Source organism: Nitratidesulfovibrio sp. D1 (assembly GCF_051133415.1).
In the GTDB taxonomy this organism is placed as follows: Bacteria; Desulfobacterota; Desulfovibrionia; order Desulfovibrionales; family Desulfovibrionaceae; genus Cupidesulfovibrio.
The window spans coordinates 1-13,500 of sequence record NZ_JBPGNZ010000003.1 but is presented as its reverse complement, the minus strand read 5'-3'; the positions used below and the strand labels follow the sequence as shown (position 1 = coordinate 13,500).

The 13,500-nt window shown below is 69.1% G+C and carries 9 protein-coding genes and 1 pseudogene; 8 read left to right on the top strand and 2 right to left on the bottom strand.

Going from position 1 to position 13,500, the window contains the following annotated elements; translation table 11 throughout:
- Positions 1-29: 29 nt before the first annotated feature.
- Positions 30-980: a 3'(2'),5'-bisphosphate nucleotidase CysQ family protein gene (locus ACR4XJ_RS05810; protein ID WP_434754327.1), complete on the bottom strand. Its 951-nt coding sequence runs from the start codon at positions 978-980 to the stop codon at positions 30-32.
- 192 nt (positions 981-1,172) lie between these two features.
- Here ACR4XJ_RS05810 and ACR4XJ_RS05805 point away from each other — a divergent pair, with 192 nt between their 5' ends.
- Positions 1,173-1,709, top strand: a complete 537-nt coding sequence (locus tag ACR4XJ_RS05805) for a C40 family peptidase (protein ID WP_434754326.1) — start codon at positions 1,173-1,175, stop codon at positions 1,707-1,709.
- Positions 1,710-1,840: 131 nt separating this feature from the next.
- Here the strand turns inward: ACR4XJ_RS05805 and ACR4XJ_RS05800 are convergent, their stop codons facing one another.
- Entirely contained in the window at positions 1,841-2,128 is a 288-nt protein-coding gene (locus ACR4XJ_RS05800; RefSeq protein WP_007525258.1) for an HU family DNA-binding protein, read from the bottom strand.
- A gap of 267 nt (positions 2,129-2,395) precedes the next feature.
- Here ACR4XJ_RS05800 and ACR4XJ_RS05795 point away from each other — a divergent pair, with 267 nt between their 5' ends.
- From ACR4XJ_RS05795 to metE, 7 genes and pseudogenes are all read left to right on the top strand, one after another.
- Complete coding sequence (locus ACR4XJ_RS05795; protein WP_434754325.1) at positions 2,396-3,112, top strand: MerR family transcriptional regulator; 717 nt, start codon at positions 2,396-2,398, stop codon at positions 3,110-3,112.
- Between the two features lie 100 nt (positions 3,113-3,212).
- Entirely contained in the window at positions 3,213-3,872 is a 660-nt protein-coding gene (locus ACR4XJ_RS05790) for a hypothetical protein (RefSeq protein WP_434754324.1), read from the top strand.
- 352 nt (positions 3,873-4,224) lie between these two features.
- Positions 4,225-6,492, top strand: a complete 2,268-nt coding sequence (locus ACR4XJ_RS05785; protein WP_434754323.1) for a vitamin B12-dependent ribonucleotide reductase — start codon at positions 4,225-4,227, stop codon at positions 6,490-6,492.
- A 187-nt stretch (positions 6,493-6,679) separates the two neighbouring features.
- Positions 6,680-7,369 (top strand): annotated as a pseudogene (gene ftsE, locus ACR4XJ_RS05780) (cell division ATP-binding protein FtsE); the annotation flags it as partial.
- A 155-nt stretch (positions 7,370-7,524) separates the two neighbouring features.
- Positions 7,525-8,415 (top strand): cell division protein FtsX, encoded by an 891-nt coding sequence (locus tag ACR4XJ_RS05775; RefSeq protein WP_434754755.1) that lies wholly within the window; start codon positions 7,525-7,527, stop codon positions 8,413-8,415.
- A 335-nt stretch (positions 8,416-8,750) separates the two neighbouring features.
- Positions 8,751-10,418, top strand: a complete 1,668-nt coding sequence (ilvD, locus tag ACR4XJ_RS05770) for a dihydroxy-acid dehydratase (protein ID WP_434754322.1) — start codon at positions 8,751-8,753, stop codon at positions 10,416-10,418.
- A 551-nt stretch (positions 10,419-10,969) separates the two neighbouring features.
- A complete protein-coding gene (gene metE / locus ACR4XJ_RS05765) occupies positions 10,970-13,297 on the top strand; it encodes a 5-methyltetrahydropteroyltriglutamate--homocysteine S-methyltransferase (protein WP_434754321.1) in 2,328 nt (775 codons plus the stop codon).
- Positions 13,298-13,500 lie beyond the last annotated feature (203 nt).

Sequence of the window (13,500 nt, the reverse complement as noted above, 5' to 3'; positions counted from 1 at the left end):
ACCCACGTCCGCCCCGACATGTTTCCCGGTCAGGCCGGAGCGTCCCGCGCGCCATCCGGCCCCCCCGCCCCGCCGGAAGGCCCCACAGCCAGAATGAAACCGTTGCGCAAATCGGGCTTGTTGTAGGCCAGCGGCGTGCCGTCCAGCAGGGTGACCACGCCGCCCGCCCCTTCCAGCAGCGCCTGGCCCGGCGCGGTGTCCCATTCCCAGGTGGGGTGCATGCACGGAAAGACGTGCGCCACCCCTTCCGCCACCAGACAGAACTTCAGCGGCCCGCCCGCCTGCATGCGCCGGTGCGGGAACAGCCCGGCCCGCAGCCTGTCCTGCGCCGCCGGGTCGGGGGGCATGGGCACGGGCGCGGGCGCGGGCGCGCCGGACCGGCCGGGAAAGGCCGCCGAGCGGATGTCCGGGTGCGCGGCCAAGTAGGCGTCCAGCCGGGGAGTGCGGCGCACCCGGCCCTGCATCACCGTGGCGCGGCGCGGAAACGTGCGCGCGGCGCGCACCGGTTCCGGCGCGGGTCCGTGTTCCACCCGCCACGCGCCGTACCCCCGCCCGCCGTACCAGGTCACCCCCAGCGCCGGAAAATGCAGGATGCCCGCCGTGGGGCGTCCCCGCTCCACCAGGGCCACGCACACCGCGAAGTCGCCCTCGCCGTTCAGGAAGCCGCGCGTGCCGTCCAGCGGGTCCACCAGCAGGAAGCGCGGCCAGCCCGCGCGCTCGGCATGCGGGGGGATGCGCCCCTCCTCGGACAGCACGGGCAGGTCCGGCCGCAGCCGGGCCAGCCCTTCGGCCAGCACCGCCTGCGAGGCGTCATCCGCCTCGGTGACCGGAGAATCGTCGGCCTTGCGGCGGATGTGCGGGACGGCCCCGCCGCACCAGTCCAGGATGACCGCGCCCGCCGCCTCCACCAACGGCAGCAGGTCCAGCAGGGGAAAGACCGTGTCGCGGCCCGCTGCGCCTTCCCGGTTTCCGTCGGCCATCACCCCTCCGCATGCATGGGCATTTTCAGGATTTCGTGCTACAGGGCGGCCATGCGCACCGCACACTCCGTCGGCATGAACCGGCGCGCGCACCCCACCGCCCCAGCCCCCGCCGTTCCGCAACGCACCGGAACGCGCGGCGCGGCGCATTGCGCCCGCCGTTCCGGCCTCGCCCATGCCGCCGCCCAAGCCATGATACGGCGAACCGCGCTGGCCGTCCTGCTGCTGTCCGTTGTGGCACTTGCGGGCTGCGCGGGCAAGCAGCAGATCATCATCGACGCCCCGCAGGAATCCGTGGTCCGCCAGCAGACCCCGTCCGCGCCGTCGCAGGCCCTGGTGCGCACCGCCCGCTCCGCCCTGGGCGTGCCCTACCGCAGCGGCGGGCGCACCCCGGCAGAGGGCTTCGACTGCTCGGGCTTCGTGTGGTGGACCTTCCGCCAGCACGGGGTGGACCTGCCCCGCACCAGCGAGGAGCAGGCCGCCTGCGGCAACCCGGTGCCGCCCGGCGGCGAGCTGCGCCCGGCCGACATCATCGTGTTCCGCACCGGGTCCGGCCCGCTGGGCCTGCACACGGCCATCTACACCGGGGGCGGACAGTTCGTGCACAGCCCCAAGCCCGGCGGCATCGTGCGCGAGGAAAGCCTGACCGTGCTCTACTGGCAACGCGCCTTCATCTCCGCGCGGCGCATCCTGCACCCGGCGGAGCAGACCGCCGCCGCCCAGCCCTGAGCGCGGGCAGCCCGTTCCCGCCCCCGCCCTCCGGAAGATCCTCCGCCTCCCCGGCACGACGCCCCGAAACAGAAACGGCCGCACCCCGAAGGATGCGGCCGTTCGCGTCCGGACGCGATAAGCTGCGAATGCTACTTGTTCAGGCCTTCGACCAGGGTCTTGGCGGCCATGAACTTCACGGCCTTGCGGGCCGGAATGGAAATGCTCTGACCGGTCTGGGGGTTCCGGCCCGTGCGGGCGGCCCGCTCGGTGACCGAGAACGCGCCCACGCCGGGCAGACGCACGCCGGCGCCGTTGGCAACGCCATCGGAGAGCACGCGGCAGAACGCGTCATAGGCCTTCTCGGCGCTCACCTTGGTCACGAACACGTCGGGCAGCGCCTCTTTGAGGGCGGCAACAAATTCAGCCTTGGTCAACATCAGGATGTCCTCCTTGCGCTATGCGGATTTCCCCCCGTAACCAAACCACGGTCAGCATGTCCCACCCTATGCAGTGACCGCGTTTTCTTGTCAATCGTTTCACGCCCCGCAACGCAAGGAAACACGCCATTTTCCTCATCCGTCCCCCCGTTTTGTTGCGCTTGGTTCGCATTGCGTATAGAAGACATGATGCACACGGCCCCAGAGCAACAGGCAATGCGCATGCCGTCGGGCAGCGCATCCGCCACAACGCCACGGGAGCACACCATGCCGGACACCGCACCGCGCGATACCGCACAGATGACGCAGGCCCCCGCCGACGACCTGCTGACCATAGCCGACATCGCCCGCCGCCTTTCCCTGCCGGAATCCACCGCGCGCTACTACTGCAAGCGCTTCGCGGCATTCATGCCCACCGTGGGCGACGGCCGCCGCCGCCGCTACCGTACGGGTACCCTGACCATCATCGAGGCCATCATCGAGGCCATGCACACCGCCCGCACCGCCAGCGCGGTGGAGGCCATCCTGGCCCGGCGCTTTCCCCGCAATGCCGCCGTGCAGCCCGCACCCGTCCGGGCCGGGGCTGCGGACGGAGTTTCCGCAACAAGCCCCACCGCAACGCCCCCCCAGCCGGTACGGCCGCTGCCCGTGGCCGAAGGCGCACCCGCCGTCCCGCCGGTGCCCGCCGGGAGCCTGGAACCGGGCCAGGCGCTGTACGCGCTCATCGAGCACCAGACCCGCGCGCTGGACACCATCGCCGCCGCCCTGTCCACCCTGGCCGCCCGGCAGTCGGCCCTGGACCTTCTGGCCGACCTCGCCCGCACCGCCGAAGGAGAGGTGGGCGCCATCCGCAAGGATGTGGCAACCCTGCGCCTGCTGCTGGATTCCTCGGAAAAGATCCACCAGCAGGACCTGGACCAATTGCGCGACTGGCTGGGCCGGGTCATCGCCGACCGGCGGCAGCGCGTGCGCGAGCAGGTGTAGCCGCCGGATGCGGCCGCGCAGGGGCACGGCACGCCTGCACCTTCCAATGCGAACTACCGGACGGCGTTCCATCCACATCCCCCCCCCCCGCGAGGTTCACATGCCCGGCATGCTCCGCCCCACTCATTTCCAGCGCCTGCGGTTCCGGCTGCCCGCCTTGCTGCTGTGCGCCCTGTGCCTGGCCGCCCCCGGACTTGCCCCCGCCGCCAGGGCCGACGCCGTAAACAACGTGTTCCGCTACGTGTGCGCGCCGGAACTGGGCCTCATCGACGTGGAGGCGGGCGGCCTCAACGGCGGCGACGTATACGCGGCGCTCACCGGCGATGACATGCGCGCCCTGTTCGACCGGTACGGCTTCGCGCTGGTGGACTTTCTGATCGAGCGCGACAAGGACGATTTCGTCGTCGACCTGCACGAACTTGCCAAGGAATGCCACATCGGAGGCAAGACCTACCAGGTGCGCATCAAGGGTGCCGTGGGCAACGTGAACGGCAACGGCATGTGCGGGGAATGCGCCTCCATCCGTCTCACCGTGCTGGAGGACGGCAGGCCCCTGGTCAGGGACGTGCCGTTCGACACCATGGGCCCGCTGGACGAACCCACCGACCCGGTGCAGCGCATCCGCCTGCGCCCCAACGAGGGCTATCTGCTGGTGGACCACGACGTGCATTTCCTCAAAGACCTGCTCGCCCACCCCTTGGACGAGTCCATGGTGGACGCCATGCGCCTGAAGCGGCGCCTGCCAAAGCCCGCAGACTAGGCAGGCTTGCGCCCCCCCCCCCCGGCCAACTCCGCCGTTTTCCCCACCTGCCGATTTCGCACATCTTTTTTTCCACCCGTTATTCCGGCGCATTATGCCGTATTACGAAATGACGTCAGATCGTCGCATCATGCGTCCGCCCTGTGTCCGCGCCACCTTGCCGCCCCCGCGCACTGACTGTGGAAAAATTCTAGACTCTGGATTTTCCCGTTCCGGCGGGTTACACTGCGGTCTGGTCACAACTGCATCCACGGAAATTTTTTCCATTCAAATTCAACATATTACAAAAATATTACCGGAAAACAGCCACATGACAGCGCCAGCGAACCCACCCCTGCCGATCCCGCCGTCCATGCCCGATGACCTGCCCGACGTGGCCCTGAACCCCAACGCCAAGGTCGTGCTGGCCAAGCGATACTACCGCAAGGGCCCGGACGGACAGCCCTTCGAGGAAGCCCGCTCGCTGTTCTGGCGCATCGCCGGGGCCATCGCGGCGGAAGAGGGCAAGTACAGGAAGTCGCCCTACAAGGCGGACGCGCTGGCCCGTGAATTCTACGACCTGATGACCGGCTGGAAGTTCCTGCCCAACTCGCCCACCCTGATGAACGCGGGCACCGACCTGGGCCAGCTTTCGGCCTGCTTCGTGCTGCCCGTGGGCGACTCCATCGAGGAAATCTTCGACGCCGTGAAGCACGCCGCCATGATCCACAAGTCCGGCGGCGGCACGGGCTTTTCCTTCTCGCGCCTGCGGCCCAAGGAAGCCCGCGTGGGCTCCACCGGCGGGGTGGCCTCCGGCCCGGTGTCCTTCCTGCGCATCTTCAACACCGCCACCGAGCAGATCAAGCAGGGCGGCACCCGGCGCGGGGCCAACATGGGCATCCTGCGCATCGACCACCCGGACATCATCGAGTTCATCCGCGCCAAGGAGCGCGACGGCGAATTCAACAACTTCAACCTGTCCGTGGGCCTGACCGAAGCCTTCATGAAGGCCGTGGAGGCCGACGAGGAATACGACCTCGTGGCCCCGCACACCGGCCAGGTGCGCGAACGCCTGAAGGCCCGCAAGGTCTTCGAGATGCTGGTGCAGAAGGCCTGGGAAAGCGGCGATCCGGGCATCGTGTTCCTGGACCGCATCAACCGCGACAACCCCACCCCGAAGCAGGGCGAGATCGAGTCCACCAACCCCTGCGGCGAACAGCCGCTGCTGCCCTACGAGGCGTGCAACCTGGGGTCCATCAACCTGGCCGCGTTCTTCGTGCCCGGCACCGCCACAGCCAGGGAAGGCGGCCTGCCGCATCCCTCGCCGGACAAGGCCATCGACTGGGCGGAACTGAAGCGGGTCATCCACCTTGGCGTGCGCTTCCTGGACAACGTCATCGACGCCTCGCGCTTTCCGCTGGAGCGCATCACCGAGACCGTGCACCGCAACCGCAAGATCGGCCTCGGCGTCATGGGCTGGGCCGACCTGCTGTTCCAGTTGGGCATTCCCTACGACAGCCAGGAGGCCATCGGCCTGGGCGAGCGGGTGATGCAGTTCGTGCAGGACGAAGGCCGCGCCGCCTCCAAGGTGCTGGCCAAGGAGCGCGGTCCCTTCCCGGCCTACGAGGAATCGACCTTTGCCGGGCGCGACATGGGCCCCTACCGCAACGCCACGGTGACCACCATCGCGCCCACCGGCACCCTGTCCATCATCGCCGGGTGCTCGTCGGGCATCGAGCCGTTGTTCGCGTTGTGCTTCTCGCGCAACGTCATGGACGGCGAACGCCTGGTGGAGGTCAACCCCCACTTCGAGGCGGCCCTGGTGGCCACCGGCAGCCACAGCAAGAAGCTGATGGAGGCCGTGGCCGAAAAGGGCTCCATCCAGGCCATGGACCACCTGCCCGAAGACCTGCGCCGGGTGTACGTGACCGCCATGGACATCGCCCCGGTGTGGCACCTGCGCATGCAGGCCGCCTTCCAGAAGTACACCGACAACGCCGTGTCCAAGACCGTGAACCTGCCCAATTCGGCCGGCATCGACGACATCCGGGCCATCTACTGGATGGCCTACGAGCAGGGCTGCAAGGGCGTCACCGTGTACCGCGACGGCTGCAAGTCCGTGCAGGTGCTGTGCACCGGCGAAGGCGAAAAGAAGGACGACGGCAAGGACGACGACCACAAGAGCGCCGTGCGCCAGCGCCCGGACGTGGTCTACGGGTTCACCCAGAAGGTGCCCACGGGCCTGGGGGCCATGTACCTCACCGTCAACGAGGCCGACGGCAAGCCCTTCGAGGTGTTCGCCACCATCGGCAAGTCCGGCCGGTCCATCACCGCCAAGGCGGAGGCCATCGGCCGCCTGGTGTCGCTGGCCCTGCGCTCCGGCGTGGAAGTGCGCGATATCGTGCAACAGCTCAAGGGCATCGGCGGCGAACACCCGGTGTTCCAGAAGAAGGGCCTCTTGCTGTCCATCCCCGACGCCATCTCGTGGGTGCTGGAAAACCGCTACCTCAAGGGCGAACTGCCCCCCCACGGACCGGTCAACGACCTGGACAAGCAGCGCTGCCCCGACTGCGGCGAGGAACTGGTGTTCCAGGAAGGCTGCTACATCTGCCCCGGCTGCGGGTTCACGAAATGCGGGTAGGAAAAATCAGGTAAGAATAACCGGGGGAAGGGACCTTTTGAAAAAGGTCCCCTTCCCCCGGACCCCCATCCCCCAAAACTTTTCATTTGGGCTCTCCCATATTTTTCATCCGGTCACGCCCCCCGCATTGCCCCTTGCCCATTGCCCCCTTGCAATGTCGCGCGGGCTTTGCTTTGATGCGGCCAGCATGCTCAAGGTCAGCCACCTGTCCCATTCCTTCGGCGCCCACTGGGCGCTGAAGAACGTGTCCTTTTCGCTGGAGAAGGGCGAATTCCTGTTTCTTTCCGGGCCGTCGGGCGCGGGCAAGACCACGTTGCTGCGCCTGCTGCACGGAGCCCTGCCGGTGCAGCGCGGCGCGGTTTCCGTGGCGGGCTTCGACTTGGCGCGTCTTTCCGGCCGCACGGTGCCAATGCTGCGGCGGCAGGTGAGCGTGGTGTTCCAGGACTTCAAGATCCTGCCGGAGCGCAGCGTGTACGCCAACGTGGCCCTGCCGCTGGAAGTGCGCGGCCTTGCGCCCCAGCACGTCGGGCGGCGCGTGCGCGCCGTGGTGCGCGCGCTGGGGCTGGAAAACCGGCTGGACACGCCATGCGGCGAACTCTCCGGCGGCGAGCAGCAGCGGGTGGCCGTGGCCCGGTCCATCGTGGTCAACCCGCAGGTGCTGCTGGCCGACGAGCCCACCGGCAACCTGGACCCGGAACTGTCGCTGCGGCTCATGGACATCTTCATGCAGTTCCACGCCTACGGCACCACCGTGGTGCTGGCCACGCACAGCCCGGAACTGATCCGCCGCCATTCGGACGCGCGCCTGCTGCGGCTGGAGGACGGCATGATCACCCACGCCAACTGGCCGGGCGGCGAGGTGTTCCGCTGCGCCGACGGCGGCCTGCATCTGGGTGATGGCAGCGATGGGCGGGGCGGCATGGACCCCTGCGGGCTGGACGCGCCGGGCGTTCCGGGCGGTTCCGGGCATTCGGACGACGGCGGCACGGGCAGCGCCCCCGGCGGACGTCGCGGCGGAAGGCTGTCGCTGTGATGCGCACCTTCTTCCGTTTGCTGGGCCGTGGCGTGGCCGATCTGTTCCTGCACCCGTGGGCGCAGTTGCTGTCCATGGCGGCGGTGACCCTGGTGGTCTTTCTGTCCGGGCTGTTCCTGATGGCCCTGGCCACGGTGGACGCGGAACTCAGCGCGTCGCGCGGGGAAACGGTGTACCAGGTGTACTGGCGGCCCGGCACGGACATGGCCCACGTGCGCGGCCAGTGGGAAGAACTGCGCCACCTGCCCTGGCTGGCCAGCCTGGAAACCTACAGCCCCGATGAAGCGCTGGACGCCCTGGCCCGCCGCATGGGCGAGACCGGCGCCGCCGGCGGACCCGACATCGGCTTCCTGTCCGGCAAAAGCCCCTTGCCGCCCACGGCCCTGCTGACCTTTGCCCCGCGCGAGGCCGAGCCGGAAAAATGGGCCGCCGACACCCTGGCCTACCTCAAGGCCCTGTCCGGCGTGGAGCGCGTGGCCGCATCGCCCCTGCGCGACGAACTGGGCAAGGCATGGCGTTCGGCCAGCCGCTTCGTGATCTGGCCCACCGTGGGCTTTCTGGGCGTGGTGCTGGCGCTGGTGGTGGGCAACACCGTGCGGCTCACCCTGTCCACCCGCCGGGAGGAAATCGAAATCCTGCAACTGGTGGGCGCGCGCAACTGGTACATCCGCCTGCCCCTGGTGGTGGCGGGCGCGTTGCAGGGGCTGCTGGGCGGCGGGCTGGCCTGCCTGCTGCTGCTCCTGATGCACTGGCGCTTCCGCACCGCGCTCAACGTGCCGCCCCTGCTGCTGGAACTGCGCCTGCCCCCGCCGGAACAGGCCGTCCTGCTGCTGGCAGTGCCCGTGCTCATGGGCATCCTGGGTAGCTGGATTGCCGTCCGCAGCCGGTAGGGGTAGAAATTTCCACGGGTGACCGGGACCCCGGCCCTGCTGCCTGCCAGACGGACGCGCCATGCGCCTTCCGATTGCCGCCGCAAGCCGATGCCCCCGCTCCCCAGCCCCCCTCTCCCCGAGGCATTTCCCTTGGGGCGACCCAGCCACGCGGCCATACCCCCGCAGGCTGACGGCGGACGCCACACCACTTCGCGCCGCCATCCCCCCCAATCAAAAAGTTTTGCGGGGAGGAGAGGGGGTGCGGGGGAGAGGAGGGACGCTTTTCCAAAAGCGTCCCTCCTCTCCCCCGCGTATCCACCTGCCCAACGACGCATACAATGAGGACGCAGACAATGCGCAGCAAGAAGATGACCCATGGATTGGAAAAGGCCCCGCACCGTTCGCTGCTGCATGCCTTGGGGCTGACGCGCGAGGAGATCGAGCGGCCCCTGGTGGGCGTGGTGAACGCGGCCAACGAGGTGGTGCCGGGCCACGTGCACCTGCACACCATTGCCGAGGCGGTGAAGGCCGGGGTACGCGCGGCGGGCGGCACACCCATGGAGTTTCCGGCCATCGCGGTCTGTGACGGCCTGGCCATGAACCACGAGGGCATGCACTTTTCGCTGCCGTCGCGCGAGATCATCGCCGATTCCATCGAAATCATGGCCACGGCGCATCCGTTCGACGCGCTGGTGTTCATCCCCAACTGTGACAAGTCGGTGCCGGGCATGCTCATGGCAATGCTGCGGATGGACATTCCGTCCATCATGGTCAGCGGCGGCCCCATGCTGGCGGGCGGCACCCTTGCGGGCCGCACCGACCTGATCAGCGTGTTCGAGGCCGTGGGCCGCGTGCAGCGCGGGGACATGACCATGGCCGAACTGGACGAGATGACCGAAACCGCCTGCCCCGGCTGCGGTTCGTGCGCGGGCATGTTCACGGCCAACACCATGAACTGCATGGCCGAGACCATGGGCCTTGCGCTGCCGGGCAACGGCACCATCCCGGCGGTGACGGCGGCGCGGGTGCGCCTTGCCAAGCACGCGGGCATGAAGGTGATGGAACTGCTGGAAAAAAACATCACCCCGCGCTCCATCGTCACCCCGCACGCGGTGGCCAACGCCGTGGCCGTGGACATGGCCCTTGGCGGCTCCACCAACACGGTGCTGCATCTGCCCGCCGTGTTCGGCGAGGCCGGGCTGGACCTGACCCTGGACATCTTCGACGAGGTCAGCCGCAAGACCCCCAACCTGTGCAAGCTCTCGCCCGCCGGACACCACCACATCCAGGACCTGCACGCGGCGGGCGGCATCCCGGCGGTGATGGCGGAACTGGGCAAGAAGGGGCTGGTGGACACCTCGGTCATGACCGTCACCGGCAAGACCCTGGCCGAAAACCTGGCCGACCTGAACGCCCGCGTGCTCAACCATGACGTAATACGTTCCGTTGACGCTCCGTATTCGGTGCAGGGCGGCATCGCCATCCTCAAGGGCTCGCTGGCTCCGCAGGGCGCGGTGGTCAAGCAGTCGGCCGTGGCGCCGGAAATGATGGTGCGCGAGGCCGTGGCCCGCGTCTTCGATTCCGAGGGCGAGGCCCACGCCGCCATCCTGGGCGGCAAGATCAACAAGGGCGACGCCATCGTCATCCGCTACGAAGGCCCGCGCGGCGGCCCCGGCATGCGCGAGATGCTTTCGCCCACGGCGGCCATCGCGGGCATGGGCCTGGGGGCGGACGTGGCCCTGATCACCGACGGCCGCTTCAGCGGCGGCACGCGCGGCGCGGCCATCGGCCACGTCTCGCCCGAAGCGGCCGACGGCGGCAACATCGGGCTGGTCAAGGAAGGCGACCACATTCGCATCGACATTCCGGCCCGCAAGCTGGACCTGCTGGTGGACGAGGCGGAACTGGCCGCCCGGCGCGAGAACTTCGTGCCCCTGGAAAAGCCGGTAACCTCGCCCCTGCTGCGCCGCTACGCCCGCCAAGTGACCAGCGCGGCCACCGGAGCCATGTTCCGCAAGTAACCTGCACGCCGCTCTCCTGCCCTTTCGCGGCCCGTCGCACCACCCGGTGCGGCGGGCCGTTTGCGTCGTGGCGGGGGAAGCTGCCACCCGCACGGAATTTTCATCCCCACCCTTGACACTCCATCACTATATCCGTATTTCCTGATTCATTGCTGGTTATCATCCCCGGGCACGGCAGCACGCTGCATGCTCGGACGTGGAAGGGAAACGGAAACCGGTGCGAATCCGGTACAGGCGCGCTGCCGTGTTCGGGCATGCCGTCCGCGCCCACCGTCACCGCCATCCCGGCTTCCCCTTCGCCCGCACGGGCGGAGGGGCAACCGGACCACGGCGCAACGGGAAGGGCGCGGGCCACGGTCCCGCACCGCGCGGCACCCTCGCCAGGGGCGCTCGCGCGGCTTCGGAACCTCTCACCCACCGCCCGTCAGTCGGAAGACGTCCCCTCCGCACACAGCCCAAGGCCGCGCGAACCGGACCCCGGCATGCGCCACCGTATCGCGGTGGCGCTCGCGAACTGGAATCACCTGTCTTCACGCATTCCGGAGGTGGCAATGCGTACCCACACCCTTGGTTTTCCGCGCATCGGCGGCAACCGCGAACTGAAGAAAGCCGTCGAGGACTACTGGAAAGGCGCCGCCACGCGGCAGCAACTGGAGGACGCCGCGCGCGCCATCCGCCTGCGCAACTGGACCATCCAGCGCGAGGCGGGCATCGACGTGGTGCCCGTGGGCGACTTCGCCCTGTACGACCACATCCTGGACGCCGCCCTGCTGCTGGGCGTGGCGCCCCCGCGCTTTCGCGACGGGGACGCGCCCCGCGACATCGACCTGATGTTCCGCATGGCGCGCGGCCAGGGCGGCGACAACCCTGTGGCCCCGCTGGAAATGACCAAATGGTTCGACACCAACTACCACTATCTGGTCCCGGAACTGGACGCGGACACCGCCTTCGCGCCCGACGCCGCCCCCCTGCTGGCGCAGATCGACGAGGCGCTGGGCGCGGGCTTCACCCCCAAGGCGGTGCTGCCCGGCCCCATGACCTTCCTGTGGCTGTCCAAACGCGTGGACGGCGGCACCCGCTGGTCGCTGCTGCCCGCCCTGCTCGACGCCTACGGCGCGCTGCTGCGCGACCTGGCCGCCCGCTGCCCGCTGATCCAACTGGACGAGCCCATCCTGTCGCTGGATCTGCCGGAGGACATCCGCTCGCGCTTCGTGCCCGCCTACGCCCGGCTGCGCGTGGCCGCGCCCGAGGCCACCCTGGTGCTGGCCACCTACTTCGCGCCGGTGGGCGACAACCTGCCCGTGGCTCTCTCCCTCCCTGTTGACGTGCTGCACCTGGACCTGGTGCGCGGGCCGGAAGACCTCGACCCCGCGCTGGACATCCTGACCCGCGCCCCCCGGAACGCCCCTGACTCCTCTCTGCCGCAATCCGGCATTGCGCTTTCCCTGGGGGTGGTCAACGGCCGCAACGTGTGGCGCGTTGACGCGGACAAGGCCGCCGCGCCGGTGCGCGCCGCCGTGGCCGCCCTTGGCCCGGACCGGGTATGGGTGGCCCCTTCCTGCTCGCTGCTGCACAGCCCCGTGGATCTTGACGCGGAAACCGGGCTGGACCCGGAAGTGGCGCAGTGGCTGGCCTTTGCCACGCAGAAATGCGCCGAGGTGCGTCTGGTGGCCGACATGTGCGACCTGAACGGCCGCGCCGACGCGCCGGAAACCGCCGCCGCCCTGGCCCGCAACCGGGCCGCGCTGGCCTCCCGCGCCGCCAGCCCCGCCATCCATGACCCGGCCGTGGCCGCGCGCGTGGGCGACGTCACCCCGGAAATGGGCTGGCGCGCCACGCCCTACCCCGGCCGCATCGCCGCCCAGCGCGCCGCGTTGCGCCTGCCCGTGCTGCCCACCACCACCATCGGCTCGTTCCCCCAGACCGCCGACATCCGCGCGCAACGCCGCAAGCTGCGCACCGGCCAGATCACCGAAGACCAGTACGACGCCGCCATGCGCGAGGCCATCGCCACCGCCATCCGCGAGCAGGAAGCCCTGGGCCTGGACGTGCTGGTGCACGGCGAGCCGGAGCGCAACGACATGGTGGAATACTTCGGCGAGCAGTTGCGCGGGTTCTGCATCACCGCCAATGGCTGGGTGCAGAGCTACGGCACCCGCTGCGTCAAGCCGCCCCTGCTCTACGGCGACGTCTCGCGCCCCGGCCCCATGACCGTGCGCTGGATCACCCACGCGGCGTCGCTTACCCCCAAGCCGGTCAAGGGCATGCTCACCGGCCCGGTGACCATCGCCTGCTGGAGCTTCGTGCGCGACGACGTGCCCCGCGCCGCCGTGTTCCGCCAGCTGGCCCTGGCCATCCGCGACGAGGTGGCCGACCTCGAGGCTGCGGGCATCGGCGTCATCCAGATCGACGAGCCCGCCCTGCGCGAAGGGCTGCCCCTGCGCCGCGCCGCCCACGCCACCTACCTGGACGCCGCCGTGGGCGCGTTCCGCCTGGCGTCCTCCGGTGTGCAGGACGCCACCCAGATCCATACCCACATGTGCTACTGCGACTTCCACGACATCATCGACCACGTGGCCGCACTGGACGCCGACGTGATCAGCCTGGAAGCCAGCCGCAGCCGCATGGAACTGCTGGACGTCTTCGCCACCCACGCCTACCCCAACGAGGTCGGCCCCGGCGTGTACGACATCCACAGCCCGCGCGTGCCCTCCGTCGACGAAATGGAACACCTGCTCCGCGCCGCCGCACGCGTCCTGCCCCTGGACCGGCTGTGGGCCAACCCCGACTGCGGCCTGAAAACCCGCGACTGGCCCGAAACCCGCGCCAGCCTCGCCCACCTCGTGGCCGCCGCCGAGCGGGTGCGGGGCAACGCATAACAGGCAAAACCATTGAAGAATAACCGGGGGAAGGAACCTTTTGAAAAAGGTTCCTTCCCCCGGACCCCCTACCTCCCAAACTTTTTACTTGGGGGCCACGCTCCGCAATACGGAACCGCAACATCCCAACGCCCTGCCTTGCGCTGCCCCCCCATAGATCGGAAGAGCGTCGTGTAGGGAAAGAGTGTTCTGAAACGTGTAGA